At 61.5% G+C, this 19,347-nt stretch carries 13 protein-coding genes; 9 read left to right on the top strand and 4 right to left on the bottom strand.

Features of this window, described 5'->3' with window-relative positions; translation table 11 throughout:
- The first annotated feature begins 15 nt into the window (after positions 1 to 15).
- The 8 genes from gatC to DN745_RS10985 all read left to right on the top strand — a co-directional run bounded on the left by gatC (position 16) and on the right by DN745_RS10985 (position 13,379).
- Positions 16 to 303, top strand: a complete 288-nt coding sequence (gene gatC, locus DN745_RS11020) for an Asp-tRNA(Asn)/Glu-tRNA(Gln) amidotransferase subunit GatC (RefSeq protein ID WP_162687615.1) — start codon at positions 16 to 18, stop codon at positions 301 to 303.
- The gene (gatA, locus tag DN745_RS11015) at positions 304 to 1,743 is read left to right on the top strand and encodes an Asp-tRNA(Asn)/Glu-tRNA(Gln) amidotransferase subunit GatA (protein WP_111334804.1); all 1,440 of its coding nucleotides are present in this window, start codon (positions 304 to 306) and stop codon (positions 1,741 to 1,743) included.
- Positions 1,740 to 3,263, top strand: coding sequence for an Asp-tRNA(Asn)/Glu-tRNA(Gln) amidotransferase subunit GatB (gatB, locus tag DN745_RS11010; protein ID WP_111334802.1), 1,524 nt, complete (start codon positions 1,740 to 1,742; stop codon positions 3,261 to 3,263). Before gatA ends, gatB begins: the two co-directional genes overlap by 4 nt.
- Positions 3,260 to 4,324: an S-methyl-5-thioribose-1-phosphate isomerase gene (mtnA, locus tag DN745_RS11005; protein ID WP_204354972.1), complete on the top strand. Its 1,065-nt coding sequence runs from the start codon at positions 3,260 to 3,262 to the stop codon at positions 4,322 to 4,324. The genes gatB and mtnA overlap by 4 nt, the downstream gene beginning before the upstream one ends.
- Before the next feature lie 78 nt (positions 4,325 to 4,402).
- Positions 4,403 to 5,491: a hypothetical protein gene (locus DN745_RS11000; RefSeq protein ID WP_133621762.1), complete on the top strand. Its 1,089-nt coding sequence runs from the start codon at positions 4,403 to 4,405 to the stop codon at positions 5,489 to 5,491.
- A gap of 280 nt (positions 5,492 to 5,771) precedes the next feature.
- Positions 5,772 to 8,405, top strand: a complete 2,634-nt coding sequence (locus DN745_RS19330; RefSeq protein WP_162687614.1) for a hypothetical protein — start codon at positions 5,772 to 5,774, stop codon at positions 8,403 to 8,405.
- The gene (locus DN745_RS10990; RefSeq protein ID WP_111334798.1) at positions 8,395 to 11,949 is read left to right on the top strand and encodes an ATP-binding protein; all 3,555 of its coding nucleotides are present in this window, start codon (positions 8,395 to 8,397) and stop codon (positions 11,947 to 11,949) included. The genes DN745_RS19330 and DN745_RS10990 overlap by 11 nt, the downstream gene beginning before the upstream one ends.
- The gene (locus DN745_RS10985) at positions 11,946 to 13,379 is read left to right on the top strand and encodes a hypothetical protein (RefSeq protein WP_133621763.1); all 1,434 of its coding nucleotides are present in this window, start codon (positions 11,946 to 11,948) and stop codon (positions 13,377 to 13,379) included. Before DN745_RS10990 ends, DN745_RS10985 begins: the two co-directional genes overlap by 4 nt.
- Positions 13,380 to 13,398: 19 nt before the next feature.
- On the opposite strand, the gene DN745_RS10980 is transcribed toward DN745_RS10985, so the two are convergent.
- Positions 13,399 to 14,166 carry an SDR family NAD(P)-dependent oxidoreductase gene (locus DN745_RS10980; RefSeq protein ID WP_111334795.1) on the bottom strand — a complete coding sequence of 256 codons (768 nt, stop codon included), beginning with the start codon at positions 14,164 to 14,166 and terminating at the stop codon, positions 13,399 to 13,401.
- 571 nt (positions 14,167 to 14,737) lie between these two features.
- On the opposite strand from DN745_RS10980, the gene DN745_RS10975 reads away from it, so the two are divergent.
- A complete protein-coding gene (locus DN745_RS10975) occupies positions 14,738 to 15,226 on the top strand; it encodes a hypothetical protein (protein ID WP_111334793.1) in 489 nt (162 codons plus the stop codon).
- A 100-nt stretch (positions 15,227 to 15,326) separates the two neighbouring features.
- Here DN745_RS10975 and DN745_RS10970 read toward each other — a convergent pair whose 3' ends face one another.
- The 3 genes from DN745_RS10970 to DN745_RS10960 form a co-directional block, all read right to left on the bottom strand.
- Entirely contained in the window at positions 15,327 to 18,011 is a 2,685-nt protein-coding gene (locus DN745_RS10970; RefSeq protein ID WP_133621764.1) for a tetratricopeptide repeat protein, read from the bottom strand.
- Between the two features lie 214 nt (positions 18,012 to 18,225).
- The gene (efp, locus tag DN745_RS10965; protein WP_111334789.1) at positions 18,226 to 18,795 is read right to left on the bottom strand and encodes an elongation factor P; all 570 of its coding nucleotides are present in this window, start codon (positions 18,793 to 18,795) and stop codon (positions 18,226 to 18,228) included.
- Positions 18,796 to 18,895: 100 nt separating this feature from the next.
- Entirely contained in the window at positions 18,896 to 19,252 is a 357-nt protein-coding gene (locus DN745_RS10960) for a roadblock/LC7 domain-containing protein (RefSeq protein ID WP_111334787.1), read from the bottom strand.
- Positions 19,253 to 19,347 lie beyond the last annotated feature (95 nt).

Below are 19,347 nucleotides of genomic sequence, written 5' to 3'. Positions count from 1 at the left end.
AAATTTGGAGAAATGATGGCGATCTCACGCGAAGAAGTCCTAAAAATAGCGAGGCTTGCGCATATCGAACTCGACGAGAATAAGGTCGAGAAATACCGCAAGGACCTGTGTTCGGTGCTCGATCATATCGATAAATTACGCGATCTCGACGCCCAGGACGCCCGCATGACCCACCCGGTCGGGGTGGAGTCATGCCTGCGTGAAGATGAAGTCGCCCAGCCGCTTGTCCCGGCCGACGTGATGCGAAACGCACCCGACCGCGACGGCGACCAATTTCGGGTTCCCAAGGTCTTGGAGGATTAAATGAAGAACCTGAATGAACTCACGATTCATCAATTAATTCAATCCTTTGAGTCCGGCGAAGCCACGGCCGAAGGGGCGACCTCGCAGGTGCTCGACGCCATCGAGGCCGGCGCCGAATATAACGCGTATATCAGCGTCTTCGAGCGCGACGCTCTGCTCCAAAAGGCCCGCGAGGTGGACGCCGCGCGCGCCGCCGGGAAGTCCGCCGAGCTCGGTCTGCTGGCCGGTGTGCCCATCGCGGTCAAAGACAATATTTGCACCCGCGTCGGCAAGACGACCTCGGGCAGCAAGATGTTGGCGAATTTCGAATCGCCCTATGACGCCACGGTGATCCAGAAGCTCGAAGCCGCCGGGGCCATCATCGTCGGCAAGACCAATATGGACGAGCTGTCGATGGGCTCGTCCAGCGAGACTTCGTATTTCGGGGCGGTGCGAAACCCGCACGATATCGAGCGGGTCGCCGGTGGTTCGTCAGGTGGGTCAGCGGCCGCGGTTGCCGCGAATCTTTGCCTGGCCTCGCTGGGCACCGACACCGGCGGGAGCATCCGCCAACCGGCGAGTCACTGCGGCGTGGTGGGCGTGAAGCCGACTTATGGACGGGTGAGCCGATACGGCGTGGTGGCTTACGCGTCGAGCCTCGACCAGGTCGGTCCGATGACCCGATCGGTCGCAGATGCCGCCCTGATGCTCGAGGTTTTATGCGGCGAAGACCCACTCGACGCCACGAGCTCGGCGCGCGAAGTGCCGCGTTTTCGCGACGCGCTCGGCAAGGGCGTCAAGGGGCTGAAGATCGGTATCCCGAAGGAATATCAGAGCGGCGAAGAGGGCGTGGACCCGCAGGTTTTAAGCCGCGTCAGGGAGGGCATTGACCGCCTCGTCGCCGCTGGCGCCGAGGTCGTGCCGGTGACCTTGCCGCACACCGAATACGCCATCGCGACCTATTATCTGGTCGCGGCGGCCGAGGCTTCGAGCAACCTCGCTCGCCTCGACGGCGCGCGCTACGGGCTGCGCGTTGAGGCCGATAACCTCAGCGATATGTATAATAAGTCGCGGGCCGAGGGTTTTGGCGACGAAGTCACGCGTCGCATTATCCTGGGGACCTACGTGCTCTCCTCGGGTTTTTATGGCCAATATTATGGCAAAGCCCAGCAGGTGCGCACGCGGATTCAGCGCGATTTTGACGCCGCCTTTGAGGAGGTCGACGTGTTGGTCGCGCCGGTCGCGCCGACCGCGGCGTTTCGAATCGGCGAGAAGAGTGATGACCCGCTGACGATGTATCTGGCTGATATCTTTACGATTTCAGCCAACCTCGCGGGCATCCCCGCGATGAGCGTTCCATGCGGGAAAACAGACGAAGGCCTGCCGGTCGGGTTGCAGATCCTGGCGCCGGCCTTCGATGAAGAGATGATGTTGAGAGTCGCGGCTGAGGTGGAGCAATGAGTCAGAAAATATCTGAAGAAATTCGTCAGCGCTACGAGGTCGTCATTGGCCTTGAGGTGCATGTTCAATTGCGCACCGAGACCAAGATTTTCAGCGGGGCGTCGGCCGCCTATGGCGCCGCGCCGAATACCCAGGTCTCGCCGCTGGACCTCGGGCTGCCGGGCGTCTTGCCGGTCCTGAATATGCGGGCGGTTGAGTTCGCGATGAAGGCCGGTTTCGCGCTCAATTGCGAGGTGCGCGAGTGGAGCCGCTTCGCGCGCAAAAATTATTTCTATCCCGATATGCCCAAGGGCTATCAGATCACGCAATTCGAGCACCCGATCTGCGAGTTCGGGCACCTCGAGGTCGCGGTCGACCCGGCCGGGCTTGCCCCCGGCGCCGACGCGCCCCAGGGCGCCGAGGCCACCAAAAAGGTGCGCATCCTGCGCATTCATATGGAGGAGGACGCCGGTAAATCGACCCACGTCGAGGGCCAGCCCTATAGCCTGGTCGACCTTAACCGCGCGGGCGTCCCGCTCATCGAGATTGTCAGTGAGCCCGATATTCGCTCGGCTAGCGAGGCGGTCGATTACCTCAAAAAGCTGCGAAATATCGTGGTCTACCTGGGGATTTCGGACGGCAATATGCAGGAGGGATCGTTTCGCTGCGACGCCAACGTCTCGGTGCGCCCCTGGGGCCAGGAGGCGTTGGGCACCCGCAGTGAGCTCAAGAATATCAACTCCTTTAAATTCGTTCACGACGCCATCGACTTCGAGGTGAACCGCCAGATCGCCATGCTCGAATCGGGCGAAAAGGTCGTCCAAGAAACACGTCTTTATAACCCGGATAAGGGCGAGACGTTTTCGATGCGCAGCAAGGAAGAGTCCCACGATTATCGCTATTTCCCCGAGCCGGATCTGCCGCCCTTGGTCATTGATTCGGCGTGGATGGAGCGGGTCAAGACGACCTTGCCCGAGCTGCCCGAAGCGCGGCGCGCGCGCTACCTCGGCGAGCTTGGCTTGAGCGAATATGACGCCGGTGTGCTGACCGACGATTTTCTGCTCTCGGAGTATTTTAATGAGGCTGTCGCCGCGTGTCCCAAAGACGCCAAACCCAGCCTCTATAAGTCCGTCGCCAATTGGATCATCAACGAATTGCTCGCCCGCTTGGACGGCGAGACGGGGCTTGCTGATGTGAAGGTTCGCCCGCCCCAGCTTGCGCGACTTGTGCAATTGATCGACGAGGACGCGATCAGCGGAAAGATCGGCAAAAAGGTCTTCGACGAGATGCTCGCGAGCGGAGCAGAGCCCGACGCGATCATCGAAGCGAAGGGCCTGAAGCAGATTTCAGATAGCGGCGCGCTTGGTGAGATTATCGACCAATTAATCGCTGAGAATCCCGAACCCGTCGCGGACTATCGCGCCGGGAATAACAATATCGTCGGATGGTTTGTCGGTCAGGTTATGAAGGCCACGCGCGGCCAGGCGAACCCGAAGGTGGTCAATAAATTGCTCGTTGAGAAGCTACGAGGTGATGCATGAAGACAGTTGTTGCCCCGCTCCGATGGATCGGTGAGATGATGCCCGACGGGCGCCTAGAGATGCTCGACCAACGCCGATTGCCGGCCGAAGAGGTGTGGTTGCCGATGCCGACCTATGAGGCGGTGGCCGACGGCATTCGGGAGATGGCGATTCGCGGGGCGCCGGCCATCGGCATCGCCGCGGCTTACGGCGTCGCGCTCGCCGCGCGCGCCATCTTCGAGCAGACGTCTTCGGCGGATGGGCTCGAGGTGAAGCTCGCCCCGATCTATGCGCATCTGGCCGAGACGCGGCCCACCGCGGTCAACCTGTTTTGGGCGCTTGAGCGCATGAAGAAATGCGTCGTGGAGTCGGCCGTGCTTTCGGGCGCGGCGCGGGTCGAGCGACTCTTCGAGGAGGCCGCCGCCATCTCGAAAGAGGACCGCGATAATAATGAGCGGATGGGACGCCTGGGCGCCGATTTGTTTGGCCCCGGCACCCGCATCATGACCCATTGCAATACCGGCGGCCTGGCCACCGGTGGGCTCGGCACCGCCATCGGGATCATCCGCGCGCTCCACCACGCCGGCAAGCTCGAGCATGTGTGGATCGGCGAGACTCGCCCGTATTTGCAGGGCGCGCGTCTGACGACCTGGGAGTGCCAGCAGGATCAGATTCCCAGCACGTTGATCACCGACAGCATGGCCGCCCATTTTATGCAGCAGGGCAAGGTCGACGCGGTGATCGTCGGCGCCGACCGCGTCGCCGCCAACGGCGATGTCGCCAATAAAATTGGCACCTACGGCCTGGCGGTGTTATGTGGTTATCACAAGATTCCGTTTTATGTGGCCGCGCCGATTTCGACCATCGATATGGAGACGCCCTCGGGCGAGGCCATTGAGATCGAGCAGCGCAGCCCGCGCGAGGTCACCCATTTGAACGGGATGGCCATCGCGCCGGAAGGGATGGACGCCGCGTCCCCGGCCTTCGATATGACGCCCAGTTCGCTGATTCGTGCGATTATTACCGAAGATGGTATACTTGAGGCTCCATATGATGTCGCGTTGGCAGGGCTCCTGGGGTGATGGGAATTATTGCGCCCCTTACGTTGCTGCAAGGGGCGCAGTATTTGGATAGTAATTCTGGTGATGTGGGACCCGATTATGAGTAACCGAAAAGAGCGCCTCACCGGTGTATCGAGGTGCGCCATTGGCGCGCGCTCGGCCAAATTTGGTGTAGGATATTTCGCGATACTCGTCGGGTTGATGATGTCGACTAGCGCGGTGTCGGCGGAGCCTGCCGGCGGGCTCATCGAGTCGGCAGGCCCGGCCCAAGAGGTCATCGCGGATGAGACGGACTCCAGTCGTTTTTACCTCTTTTTGGGGCTTTCGCTGGCGGTAGGGTTGGGCGCGTTCGCCCTTTATCGGGTGCGAAAATTCTATCTCGCCCATGATTATCTCTACGATGATTACGACTATCACTCCGACGAGTTTCTTAGGGCGCGTCTTGGCGAAGAGAGTGTTTATGGTCTGCCTCGCCCGAATATTCGCCACGCAGACCCCGCCGCCTCGGGGCTCGGTGGCGTTTTTGATGATTTTTTGAATAACCCAGACCCTGCTGTAGCCCGGGCCAATCTCGAGGGATTGGCGCGCGCCCGCGCGCATTTTCATACCGCTCAGGCCCAAAATATGGAAGACTCAACACAGAAGACGTTCGCCCTTGGTCGAAAGCACCGGCGAGCGTTGCGGGAGCAGGCGATCTTTGCCGAGCGTTACGGCTTGGAGCGGCTCGTGTGCTCCGGCTGTGACCGGCGCTATAGTATGGCGGCGCAATTTTGCTATCACGACGGCTTGCCGTTGATGCAGGACACCACGCAGCTCGCGCAGGTTTCGTCGAGCTTCGAGGTGTGCAAGGCCTGCGGCTGGGAGTCTGACCTTGGTACGGAGCACCCAGAAGGCTGCCCCGAAGCGGAAACTTCGTTTGCCGAGATTGACGCCCGGGACACTACGTCGGTTCTTCCGATGATTCCGATGATGGTCTGTCCAACCTGCGGTAAATTCGGCGCGCCCGGCCAGACGCATTGCCCGGTGGATGAGCAGGTCTTGAGCCCTCTCCTCGACGCCCGCAGCCCCGAGTTGCCCCTGCATGGCTTCGGTCCTCGCCGCAAAATCTGCACGGAATGTGGCGCGGCCCACGGTCCATCCGCCAATTATTGCAGCCACGATGGCTCCGAATTGGTTACGCTGAACTAGTTCTTCCACCGCTGCCGGCGCTCTTCGGCGTCGGGTTTTTCACGTCAAAATACAGTGGGGGACCGGCCGCTTTCGATCGTCACACGTCGTTTCTCAGCGGGTGAATTCCGAAAATCTCGGCGTTTGAAATTGCTCGACTTCGCGTTTTGTGGTTTCATAGGGGCGTTTGAACCCCTAAAACTATTCGCCCGCCCGTCTTTTCGTCGCTTCCGGGGATCCGATGTCGTTATCGAGCTCATTTGTAGATTCTGCGCAATCGTCGTCGCTTTCATCCACAGCAATGGAGCTCGCCGCGGGTGAATTAAAGGTCGAAAAAGAGGTCATCTCGGTCCAGTTCCAGGGTGTCAGCGAGGTTCTCCTAGAGAGTCTCCGTCAGGGGGAGCTTCTGGTAGAGATCGCCGCGGGTGTGCCTGCGAGGGTGCGGCCATTTCTACAGAAGGCTGGGCTGGAGTTTTCCGAAGACGCATCGGAGCCCGAGCTCGCCGACTATATACGGGAGCATTGGGGGCGGCTGGAGAAATACGTCGGAAAGAAGGCGGTTTTCGACGATCTTTTAGAGGATTGGTATATTCAGCGCTTGATGGAGAAGTCCCGGGCGCCCGCGCGGGCGGGGGCGTTACGGTTTCAGCAGGCGATCAATAAGATGGGGGAGGGGACCTATCAATTCTATTGGGAGGATGTGCTGTGGGCGTATTTGAGCTGCCCTGGGGACGCGGAGTTCCCGGAGCTATTGCGTGACCCGTTCTTCGAGGTTTTGCGCGCCCCACGCACGCATATTGCGCAGGTGGCGCTGGGCGAGAAATACGCCGATTTCTGGGTGAAATGGTGTCGCTATCAAATGCTGGATGCGCGGATTGATGAGTACGACGCCGGGGTCGATCAAATGCGCTCGACCGTCTTTGGGCGGCTGTATCATCTGCTCAATCCGGCGCCCAAACCCCAGCCGAAATCGAAGCAGCGAAAACGCAGGCGCGCGCCTACCGCAGGCAAAGCGCCCGACCCACCGTCGTCGCTGAAGTGGGCGACGATGCGAGGGACCGTTCATAGCTTAGACCACTTTATTCAGAGCGCGCAGAATGGGTTCCGAGAGCGAATTGGCGAGCTCGTTGGGATGCTCGATCAGGTCGACCTGCGGTTGAAAAAGCCGTTGTCGGAGCTGCGAAAAAAGGACGTCGAGAAGTGGACGGAGTATGAACTCGCGTGTTTTCTCGATGGCTTAGACAGCGTCCGTGAGTGCGTCGAAGAGGCCTGCGCGCAGCATCTTCGCGCGGGGGTGCAGGATGATCTTCGGGCGCAGCTTCTGGCGGTTGGGCGAAGCCTTGAGCCGCGGCCGCCGGTCCACGATTTGGCGGTGATTGAGGCCCGGGTCGAAGCGCTGGAATCCTATGATTGGCAGAGCTCGGAGGCTGGCTGCGCCGAGTTCCCGCTGCTGCATGCCCTGGCGACTTTATTCGTCGACCTCGGCCAATACGCGCATCCCGAGCCCATGGAGGTCTTAAAGCAGCGCTTTAGCTATAACTTCGTCGATGGGTTGCAGAAGCAGGCCTATCAATGGGTCGATTGGGCTGAGATCTCGCCGCCGGAAGAGCAGGGCCTGGCGTTGGACGCCGAGACGATGGTCGAAGAGTCGGAGGTCGTCGAGGAGTCGGAGGTCGTCGAGGAGTCGGAGGTCGTCGAGGAGTCGGAGGTCGTCGAGGAGTCGGAGGTCGTCGAGGAATCGGTGGTCGTCGAAGAGTCCGAAGTCGTCGAGGGATCGGAGATCGTCGAAGAGTCCGAAGTCGTCGAGGAGTCTGAAGTTGTCGAGGACGTCGCGGAGCTCGCAGGTCTAAGCGACACCTATGACGAAACCTCGCCGATGTCCGAGGCGTCCGAAGTCTGCGGGCAGATCGAAGCGCTCGAGCAGGAAGCGTTGGCCGCTCAGATTAAGCTGCTGCTCGAAAATCCTGGGGCCGCGACCGACTTCCCCCCCGCCATCTTGCTCGTCGAGCAGCAGCGCCGCTGGTTGCTGCGCGGCGAGCATCTTCGCGCCCTGCTGTCGGCGCGGTACGCCGAAGATATGCAGTTGGGCGACCCGCAACTGGCCCAGGAATTCGCGTTGATTCCCTCCTGGCTTTGCTGGGTCGCCGCGCGTGTCTCGGAGCCCAACGCTCACCTGGTCGACGCCGGCGCCGACACGCTCTCCAGCGATATTTACCAACTCGCCTATATGTCGACGCCCGCGCATCGATTCGCGCTGAGTTGGCTCTGTGTGGGGTTGCTGGGGGAAGCTGCGCAGTTCTGCGTCGAGGTCATCAAGATTATCCCGCCGCGCGTTTTTGAGGAGGGGTGGATCAATGAGTCGCCGTTCTACCGCTTCTGTTTGAACCGCCTCTTTCAACCGGCCAACCGGGGCCAGCAGCCGCAGATCTCGAGCGAGCGCCCGCGCGAATCCATCATTTTGGCATACGATTCGCACCTGAAGCGCGCCGAGACGGCCATCGACCCGGGTCGGGCGAACTTCAATAATACCCAGGTGAGTCGCTTCTGGCGCGATCTGGTCACCGGAGACTCCGCGCCGCTGAAGTTATGGAAGACCGTCGAGGGCCATCAACTCCCGCAGCGCTGGCCAAGCTCCGGTGAGTTGGCCGGGAGCGCGCAGGGGTGGGACGAGATCCACTCCCATTATCGCAATAATATTTTGAGCCGGCTGAGCACCTTCCTTGAGGAGCTGCGCCACGCCGCGCGCGCGGTGGAGTCGCTCAAGAATAGGGACGCGCGAAAGAAGAATATTTTGGACGCCGCCGCGGTCAGCGACGCGATCAAAGACGGGCAGCGCACGCTCGATGAGCTCAGCGCCCGACGCTCCCCGAGCACCTTTGCGACCCGCGTGCTGCTCAAGCGATTGAAGGACCTGGAGGATAGCCATGAAGCTTGACGCGATATCATTGGAAGCATTGGCCGAGATCCGGCGCTACCCGGCGCTATTGGCCCGACTCTCACAGGTCGGGGTGGAGTCCGGGAGCCAGCAATGGGCGGCCCGCGAGCTGCTGGGCGATGTGCTCGAGGAGGCGCTCCCGGCCGATGGAGATAGCTCGACTTTTGCCCGACTTCTGGAGGATGGGGAGATCGCGGCGGCCAATAAATTTCACGACCTCGCCGGATTCGGAAAACGCGAGCGCATGCGCATCACCACGCGCAGGAGCGCGTGCCAGCAGCAGCTGCAGCAGGTGCGCCGACGCGTGATGGGGCTGCAGCTTTTGCTCAAGGGGACCGAAGAGGGCTCGTTGATTGAGCGGGGTGAGCGGATTCGAAAACTCGAGGAAGACGAGCAGGCTCGGGAGTTGCGCCCGGGGTGGGTGATCCGGCGGTTGCGCGAGGAGGAGACCTATCTCGAAGAGGTGATCGCCAACGAGATTCATGTCATTCAACAGGAATACCAGGGGCTTATCGAGTCCTCCCAAAATACCCAAAACCGCGACCTCGCCCAGGCCCTGCAGCGTCTGGGGCAATTGCTCCGGTCCCGAGAAAACCTGCCGACCGCGCGCAAGATGCTGCACCTTGCGCGGCGCGCCAAAGACGGCACGCTGAGCCGCGACGACCTCAAGAGCCTGCACCATGCCGGGCATTTCCGCCAGCGGGTGGTTCGGCCGTGGGTGGATTTTGACCTCAATGGCGTGCCGGACGCCGCGGGAATCGCGCGGCAATTTCGCCAGCCGAAGTCCTTCCCGGAGATTGACTCACCGGCCGTGCGCGACGAGGCGATTGCGCTATTCGAGGCGCTGTCGGTGCGGCGAAGCCGCCTCGACGTGGAGGCGTCGGCGGAGCAATTATTTAAGTTTTTGGGGCTCAACGGCGACCTGTCCAGACCGGTGCGCTCGCGGCGCGGCGCGCTCTATACCATCGAATTTGGCACCCCGCGGGTGGCGTCGTTTCGCAGCTCGCGCTTTGGCAGCGGGATTCAGCTCATCATCCCGTCGAAGGCGAGCCCTTCGACGATCGCCGAGCTCCTCAATCAGGCGCCGGATGATTGCTTCCCGATTGTCTACTACCCGGGCCGGCTCAACCGCAGCCTGATGGAGCAATTGCGCCTGGCCGACGATGTCGCGCATTTTGACAATTACGATCTTCTGCGCCTCTGCGAAGCCCCGCTAGAGCAGCGGGAGTTGGGCTTTCAGCAGGTGATTTTGCCGCGCTCGCCGTTCCACGCGGTCAAGCCGTGGCAGCTGGGCGGACCGGTGTCGGCCGAGATGTTTAAGGGGCGCCGGGCGGTCATCGAGAGCCTCAAGGATGAGAAGGGCAGTACGGTGCTTTTCAGCGGTCGAATGATGGGCAAATCCTCCATCTTGGACCGCATCTATCGCGATATCGAGTCGGACACGACGCACCCGCTGCACCGGGCGATTAAAATCTCGAACTCACGCGCGCAGCTCTTTCGGGCGCTGACCAATGAGCTGGCGGACCTCTTGCCGCCCGCGGAGGCCAAGCGCGTCAAGGCGAAGGTCGACCGGATTGAGGACACCTCGGCCCAGTCGCCCGCGCAGAAGGGGGAGCTGGAGGCCCAGCGGCTCAACCTCATCGGCAAGGTCCTGGACACCTTCTTTGAGCAAGACGGCGCTCGGCTGTGGATTCTCATCGACGAGGCCGACCGCTTCGCCGCCGACGACGCGCGAAAGCCGCGCGACCACAGCATCGCCTGGCTGCTGCGTGACCGTGAGTTCAACCATCCGGGGCGCCTGCGGGTGGTGTTTGCGGGGTTTCAGACCATTCATAATCAGGTCATCTCCGAGAACGGCGCGTTCGCGAACTGGTTTGGCATCAAGCAGCTGAGCACGCTGGAGGATTCGGACGCGCGCGCGCTGATCGTGGAGCCCTTCGCGGACTTCGCGTTCTCGTTCGCCTCCGAGGCCGGCGTCGACCGCATCCTGGAGTTCACCGGCGGGCATCCGCTGCTTATTCAAGAGGTCTGCGCTCGGCTGATGGAGCGCACTCAGGCGCGGCGCACCGGCAGCCTGGAGGACGAGGTCATCACCATCGAGGCGGGGGATGTGGAGGTGGTGTGCCGCGACGACCAACTCCGCGACCGCCTCCACCAGGTGCTGAGCCTGAACCTCAACGAGAACCCGCGCCTGAAGCTGATGGTCTACCTGATCCTCTACAGTTGCGGGACCGGCAGCGAGTCGACGCTGCGCCTGGAGGACTTCAGCCTGGCCAGCCTCAAGGCGGAGCTGCTGAAGTGGTATGGCGAGCAATTTAACGACTATTTTGACGAGAAAAATATCGGCGCGCTGATCGCCCGGCTCAAGGCCCTCGGGCTGATTCGAAGCCACGGCGCGCGCTATGAGTTTGTGAACCAGACTTTTGCGCGCATGCTGCTGGAGTCGCCGACCTTCGAACAGACGCTTGAGGAGCTGCTGTCCTATGTGACCGACCCGGTCCAGGGGCAGCACCGGCGCTTCGTGACCCTGCCCAACGAGCATCTGGAGCGGGTGACGCATAATCGAGAGTCCGAGGAGAAGCAGAATTTGCTCTTCATCGGGCTGCCCGAGACGCGCGGGGATTATATCGCTAAAAAGTTATTCGGGCAGGCCGACTCGGGCGGCGAGGACTATCGGGAGGCGGAGGCGCTGAATTACTCCGTGGACACCCGGGTATTCCTGCTGTCGGGGGCGCAGTGCGAGTCGGTCGAAGATGTGCGGGCGGTGTTGAAGCGTGAGCTGAAAGAGACCCGAAAGACGTTGTCATTGGCCGATTTTATGGTCAAAAACAACCTGGAAACCCTGGTCATCACCCAGGCGGATAAGCTGGCGGAGTCGGGGGCGTTGCTCGACATTTCGCGCAGCCTCAACGAGCGTGACCGCTATGTCTTTGCGTTTGGCGGGGCGCCGCTTGCCCGGGCCTATGTGGGCCGGCTCTTCGCCGAAAATTTCGACACGATCCGGCTGGAGCGGCTGCGCGCGGCCGATATCGTGCGCTGGGGGCATCGCTTCTTGCCCCAGGAAGAGGACCACGCGATCATCTTCGACGACCATTGCTCGCGCGATGTGCGCCGGGCCACCGGCGGGTATTTGCCGTTGGTGCGCGAGTTCGCGGAGTTCGTGCGCCGCAACCATCAGACCGCGCGCGAGTATTTGCCGTCGCCCGAGGATGTGAAAAAATTCGAGAAGGTTCGCCAAAACGAGACCATCCGCCAGGCGCTCTTGTCGGAGTTGAGCCCGGTTGAGGCCGAGTTTATCGGCGGATTCTACCGCTTCGCGGCGGCTGAAGACCTGTGGGCGTTTGAGCGCGAACTCGTGGAGAACCTCGTCCTGCCGCACCTCAGAGAGGCGCTCGGGCTGGACGCCGGGGCGATGCGTGACGCGCTCGAGGTCTTGCAATTGCTCGACCTGATCGGGCGGGTGACCGAGGAGGGCGCGCGGTTGGTGCAGCTCGATATGGAGGGCCCGCTGGCCAGGCTCTATGGAGCAGGTGAGGCGCTATGAGACGACGAATATCCTGTCTTTCGGTCTTCGACGCGTTCGTGCAGCAGTTGGCGCGACGCCTCTCGGACGAGTTGGTCTGGCGAGTGGTTCTGCCGCCCGGGTTCGACGCCTACGAGTGCCTTGAGCTCTTGGACGCCGCTGCGGCCGATGAGGCTGAGAATCTGCTCTATTTCCCGAGCAGCCGCGACTTTCGAATCGACAGCAGCGCGGCGGTGCTCAGCGAGATCGCGCGCCTTTTGCGCCTGCCGGATTCGGCCCCCGAGAGCGCGGAGGAGCTGGTCGTCCACCACACCGATCGCTTTCGCCGCTCGCGCACGGTGGGGCTGATTATCAGCGATGATATCAGCGACGCCCAGCGCGCCGAGGTCTTCCAGACCTGCGAGGAGATCGCCGAGTTTACCCGCGATCTCGAGGGGAAGTTCAACTTCGTCTTGCTGCAGAGTTATTGGGCTTCGCCGGCCGCCAGGCCGGGAGAGGTGAGCCCGCGGTCGTTTGAGCCCGGCGAGGTGGTCTGGCAGCCGTGGACACCGCAGGTGAAGCCGCTGCGCTTCGAGAGCGCCTTTACCACCATCGGTATGACCGAGTCTCGCCTGGAGAACTCGGGTTTTGAGCGCTACCTGGGGCTTCGGCTCTATTGGGAGGCATCCGGCGCGCCGGAGTATATGGAGCGGCTCTCGGATATCGACGAGCTGCGCTCGTTTTGGATCGCGGACGATGACGCCGACGATAAGATTGAGCGAAAATTCGACGACCTCCTGGCCGACGCCGGCGGCAAGCCCGCGCATGTCAGCGCGCTCTTTGACGCGTGCGCGCAGACCTGCGGCACGCGTGTGTTGCTGTCGACGGGGATTATTCGGGCGTGCCCGGATGCGCTGCTACAGGAGCTGCTCGGCGCCGGGGTCGCGTGGATCCCGCCAAACGGGCTTCACCTGCGGGTGACCTCGGTCGCGGCGCGCCAGATCCTGGCGGATAAGAAGCTTCGAGAGAAGTGGGAGATCACCGACGAGAAGGCGCGCAACTTCAGGCTCGCCGCGCGAAAGAACCCGCTATTAGCCAGCTGGGTGTCGAGTCTGACCCGGATGGTCGAGATGGAGATGCTATTTTGCTGCAAACAGGCCGGGAATCTCGCCGAGATCCTCAACAACCTCGGGCGAGACGCCGAGTTGGAGGAGCTGCGTAACCGCGCTCGGCGCTATCAGAGTCATGCCGAACCCACCGAGCCGATTGACCACGCGTCCTTCGGTCAATTGCAATATGTGATCTTTCATTCGCCGCTGCAGAAGGATTTTCCGGTGTCGCGCTCGCGCATCGAAGAGATTCGCAGGACCCGCAACCTGGTGGCCCACGCCCACGCGGTGCGCTGGTCGGGCGTGCGGGTGCTGCTGCAGACCCTGGCGAGCCTGCACGCCGCGGGGGTGCAGGCTCGGTGAGGCGGCTAGCCTGCGGGGTTTAGTGGGCGCGAAAGCGGGCGGTCGCCCAGCTCGTGAGCCGGCGCGGCACGACGCCGCTGAGCGCGCCCCAGGCCTTCATGGTCGCGCCGTAGACCGAGGTCATGCGCCCCTTTCGGGCGTCGGCGATGGATTTGCGCACCACGTCGGGGGCCTGGGCGATCGTGAAGTCGGGCGCGCCGGCCTTGAGGGCTTCCATATTGGCGATCTCGATAAATTCGGTGGCGACCGGTCCGGGGCATACCGCGGTGACGGTGATGCCGTCGGCGGCGAGCTCGGCGGAGAGGGCGTTGGCGAAGTGGAGCACGTAGGCTTTGCTCGCCGCGTAGACCGCGAAGTTGCCCATCGGGCTGAAGCCGGCGCTGCTTGCAACCTGGACGATCTTGGAGCCGCGGGTGCAATAGGGCAGGGCGCGCTGGGTGATCTCGGTGAGCGCGCGGATATTGAGGTCGACCATGCCCAGGTGTGCTTCGACGTCGATATCGACGAAGCGCCCCATCTTGCCGTAGCCGGCGCAGTTGACCAGCCAAGAGATCGTGGGCTGCTCGCCCTCGAGTTTCTCGAAGAATTCGGCGAGCTGCGTCGGGTCACACAGGTCGACGGCGAAGACGCGTCCTTCGGCGCCGATCAGGTCGCCTGCCAATTCCAGCAGCCGCTCCTCCCGTCGGGCGAGCAGCCAGACCTCGTCGACCTCGGCGCGCGGCGCGAGTTGTTTTGCGTATTCCCAGCCAAGCCCGGACGATGCACCCGTAACAATTGCAATATTCATGGAAGCTCCCTGCAGATGATGTGAGATAATATTGAGCGGCGGTTCAATCGGCGATGGTCCAACTCGCGTCCGACCTATGCGTCGAATCGGCAGGTCGCGCCACAGGCGAAATCGCGCGATCGCGTAAGGTCGAATTGATGCCGTCTAGATAACATAGAGGCTTCGACAAAGACAATTATAGCGCGGCATACTCACCCGGGTTGGGCGGTGTGTTGTGGCGCAAGATGTATGGGGAGGGGGCCGGCAAGAAAAGAAAAGTGCCTTCAGAGGACGAAATGTAGCCATAGGACACGTACTTGGCTAACGGTCTGGGGGGATTGCGGTCGACCGTCCTCCGAAGGCGTATAAAACATACCACGTGAATGGCGAAAGTCAATTCATCTGGGGCATTAGAAAAAAGAATCGCTCAAGACGTTGTCATCGCCCCGGTTGTGGTCAGGTTAAACGGGCATTGGCTTGTGGGTCAGTCGCCTATTTTTTTGGTCCGTGCTTGAATGTTATGAGCTTGTCACCTCTTTTGAATTACGGTAGATCAAAGAAAAGAACCGGGCGTTTCACACGGAGCTAGAATATGTCTACAGATAAAAAAAATGAGTTTGATAACCGCCCCGAAACCGCCAGTCGCCTGCGCGCGATCTCGGAGAAGGGGTATATCGTCGTGGTGACCCAGGCGTACGGTCCTAACGGTGAGGATTTAATGGACCGTGAGGGCCCGAAGTTTAGCGGTGAGCCGGGCGTAAAATTGCGCGTCACCCAGGGAGACAAGACGGCCGACGTCATCTTGAGCCCCTTCTTTGGGGACCCGGCCAAGTATAGCAGCGTGGAATTCGAAGTCGGAAAGCGCTGCGTGTTGACCTGCCCCGAGAGCGGTGATCCGCTTGACCGCATTGATGGCATGGGCAACGACGAGGACGGACATTTTTACGCCGTCTACCTGACGTCGAAGCTCGGCGAAGGTGAGCTGGTCGCGGTCAACGACGTCTGGGGCGTGACCGAATCGCGTATGCTTAGCGAGGGCGAATTGCTCAACCTCTATGCGGAGTCCGAACCGATCGAATAATCGGGGAAGCGCGCGATTTGAGCAGATAGAAAATGAGAGGCCCCGCCCGATGATATATCGGGCGGGGCCTCTGTCTTCTTGTGGCGATTGGGGGCAGGGCTTAGGCCTCGGAGCCCTGCAATTGCTCCAGGGCCGCCTGGCGGATGGGGCCCGCCAGGTCGCTCTGGAGCAACAGGGCCTGCAGGCGCTCAACCGCGTCGGTTTGCTTGCCGAGTTCTATTTCGCATAGCGCGATATGATAGGTCGCGGCGTCCCGGGCGTCGGGGTCATCGAGGGCGTGGGTGAACTCGAGGATAGCCTCGTCGAATAAGCCCATGTCGCGGTAAGCCAGGCCCAGCTCGAGGCTGGTATTATGGGCCTCATCCTCGCCCAGGACCACGCCTTCGCTCTGCTCAAACTCGGCGGCGGGAACAAATTTACCCGACAGGCTGCGCGCGCCGAACTCACTATTGCCGATTTGGAAGTCCTGGTGGGCGGGGCCGCCGGAGTCCGAGCTGCGCCGCAGCGTCGGGCCGCTTGGCGGAACGTCGGAAACCTCGTCGAAGCCGTGCTGATTTCCGAAGAAGTCGAGCCCGCTGCTTTCGCCAACCGAGGTCTCTTCGCCGAGGCCGCCGAATCCGGCGCCGGAGTCTCCAAAGAGCTGGTCGAACATCTGGTCGGCTTCGGCATCCGTGACGCTCAGGTCGAATTCGGGGTTCCCCGCAGCGCCCGCGCGATTGTCGTCTTGGAGGGCGCCCATTTGAGAGTCACTCAACTCACTGAGCCCCTCAATATCGACGTCCATCTCCAGGAGTTCGGCGCCCTCAAAGGCAGACTCGTCGAAGTCGAGCCCGTCAAACTCCATGTCCTCGATCTCTTCGATATCGAGCTCGTCATCGAGCATGTCCGCGTCGATAAACTCGGCGTCGTCGATATCGAGCTCGATCAGGTCGGCGTCCATCAACTCGGCCTCGTCGAAGTCGAACGCGTCGTCATCGAGGACCTCGAAGGCGTGGTCTTCGGTCGCAGCGACCGGTTGGTCCGCGAAGAGCAGGGCGTCGTCGTCGAGGTCGAGCTCCTGGGTGCCCGGCTCGTCGAACGATTTCGCGCCCTCGTCGATGAGTTCGAGGTCCTCGAGGTTCATTGCCAGCATATCGTCGGTGACCACCATGCGGTCGGTATGGCTGGCCTCTTCCTCGCTATACTCATCCTCGTCGTAGTCGTAATCATCGAGGGGGAGATGCTGGTCTCGCGACGCGTCCTGGCTGCGCGAGTCGGGGTCATTCGCGGTGCTCTCGGCCAGTGAGTGGGCGTCGAGGCCGCCAAATTCGTGGCCGGTCGCTGTCGATTGCTCGGCCTCCAACGGCACGCCGAGCTGGTCGGCCAGCCGGCGCACGCGCTCCGAGTCGTTGGTCAGCGCGAACGCTTCGCGCACGAATTTCTGGCAATGCCGGGGCGTGGCGCGCGTGATGCGGGCCATCTCGAGGAACTCGTCGACCGCGCCCTCGGGGTTGTTGCGCGCTTCCTGCAGCTGCGCCATCTGCGCGCGCGCGTGCAGGTTATTGGGGTAGCGCGCGATGACCGACACGATGGTTTCGTAGGCCTTGTCGAAGAGGCCGTATTTGATGAAGACCTCGGTCTCTTTAAGCACCCGGGCGACCGCGGCGGTGCTGTCGTCTTCGCCTGTCCGCTCGATGGTGGGCGCGACGACCTCGAGCTCTTCGAGGTCATTGGAGATATCGACCGGCTCGGGCGCGCCCGGGTTGGCATCTTCGGGGCCGTCCAAAAATACGATGCCCGACGTCTCGTCGAGAAACTCGACGCCGGCGAGGGCGTCCGCGTCGCTCTGGGCGCCCGGACGCGCCGGCTTTGGCGAGGCGCTCGGGTTGGTATGGGTCACGCCGGTCGGCGTGCCGGCGTCGCTTAACTTCCTTAATCTTCGCAGGCGCTTGAGCGCGCGGGCGTCGTCGGGTTGGATCGCGAGGATGCGCTCATAGATATGCTCGCATTCCCTTTCGTTGGCCTGGGTCGCCGGGAGATTGGCCAACTCATGGAGCACCAGCACCGCCTTGTCGCCGCGGTCCAGGCGCTCAAAAGCCTGGGATAAGCGGTCGAGGATCTGCGGGTTCTGGGGCTCACGCTTAAAGCAGACCTGCAGGTGGCTGAGCGCGTGGCGATATTGCCCATTGCTCAGATAGATATCGATGACGCGTCGGCGCAGGTCCGGGGCGTCGTCGCGCAAAAAGATGATGCGCTCGGCGACCTGGACGAACTCATCGGTGCGGCCTTCCTGGTCGAGGCGTTCGGCCGCGAACTCGAAGAACTCGAGCGCGCGGGTCACTTCGTTATCTTTGGCGTAGCGCTCGGCGAGCTGGATGCGCATGCCGATATCGTCGGGGTCGAGCGCAATCATGCGCTCCAGCACTTCGGTCTGGCGCGCCGCGTCTCCCCGGGATTTATAAATCTTCTGCGCCTGGTGGTAGGCGCGAACGGCGTCTTTAAGCCGGCCCAGGCTGTGGTAGGCGTCGCCCAGGTCGCGGTGTAAGTCGGGGGATTCGGGGGCCAGGCGAAGCGCTTGTTTATAGACCGCCGCGGCCTTCTCGAAAATCTCGTCCGAGGCGTAGTGTTGAGCGACCTGTTGATAGCCGTTCAACGCCTGGTCATTTTTGCCGAGCTTTGAATAAAGGTCGGCAATCTTGAGCATGCTGCGCACGTCGCGCGAGTCGTCGTTGACCAGTAACTGGTATTGGGCGATTGCCTTATCCCAGTTTCCCTTGTGCACGTGTTTAAGTGCACTCGACAACACTTTATTGCGGTTAATTCCCACGAAGAAGACCTGAATATTGCTTGGGGGACCTCAAGCGACGATTCAACTCCGCAGACGTCGGGAGCGTGCGCTTAAGGCGCCGAGGCGCGAGGCCTCGGCGAGATTAAGTGTTTCATCAAGCGTCAAAATCCTCGCCCGGGAACCCCGGGCGATTCTAACTACGGGGGCAATACAGCGCTCAAGACAGTGCAGCTTATTTGTTGACGCGCTCCACGAACTCGCCGGTGCGGGTGTCGATGCGCACCAGCTCACCTTGCTCAAGGTACAGCGGCACCATGATGGTGGCGCCGGTTTCCAGGGTCGCCGGCTTGGTGCCGCCCTGGGCGGTGTTTCCTTTGACGCCGGGGTCGGTCTGCGCGACGATCAATTCCACGAAGTTCGGGGCGTCCACGCTGATGGCGCGGCCGTTGTGGAAGAGGATGTCGATGGTCATATTATCTTTGAGATAATCGAGCACCGGCTCAACGGCCGTCTCGCTGACGCGCAGCTGCTCGTAGGTCTCGTTGTCCATAAAGATATAGTGGTTGCTCTCATCTTTGTAGAGATATTGCATCTCGCGAGATTCGAGGTTGGGCGTGTCGACGGTGTCGCCGGAGCGGAAGTTCTCCTGCTGCTGGCGGCCGGTCTCCAGGCTCTTGTATTTGGTCTTTACGAACGCCACGCCCTTGCCGGGTTTGACGTGGTTTGCTTCGACGATGACAAAGGGTTCGCCGTTGATTTCAATTTTGAGGCCTTTGCGAAACTGGGTGGTATCGATGGTCATCGAGGTTCATCTCCAAATCATTTGATGTGAGGGTATATACTATCTGGTGCGCGCGGCGCGCGCAGTGCTAAAAATCGAAGAGGCTGTAGCGGCGAGCCGTTTACATCATCTCGCGCTCAACATAGGGCGCGATGAGCCGCAGCATGGTCTGGCCGCGGTTGACGTCGGCGTTGGCGTCCAGGGCGAGGATGAGCAGGTATTCCTCGGCGACGACGCGCGCGAGGGCGGTTACCTGGCCCAGCGTGATGCTGACTTCGTTGACTTCGCCGACCTCGTAGATCTGAAGGCGGCGGAATTTGTCCAACAAATTGCTCAACTCGACCGCGACGGCGTTCATATGCGGCATCGCCTCGCCCCCAAAGACGCTCTCGATCGGAATCCCGTCAAAGCCAATGAGCATGCAGCCCAGGGTTCCATCGACGTTTTTGACGACTCGAGTCAACTTTTGTTTGAACATGCATCCTCCATACGGGGCGGTCCCGCGATCTGGCCCGCGAAAAAAATGAGCGGCGCGCTGCGATGATGGCACTATTTTTCGTATAATTAAGCGCC

The organism is Bradymonas sediminis, assembly GCF_003258315.1.
GTDB lineage: Bacteria > Myxococcota_A > Bradymonadia > Bradymonadales > Bradymonadaceae > Bradymonas > Bradymonas sediminis.
The sequence above is the reverse complement of the archived record's forward strand: the minus strand, read 5'-3'. Positions and strand labels throughout refer to the sequence as shown.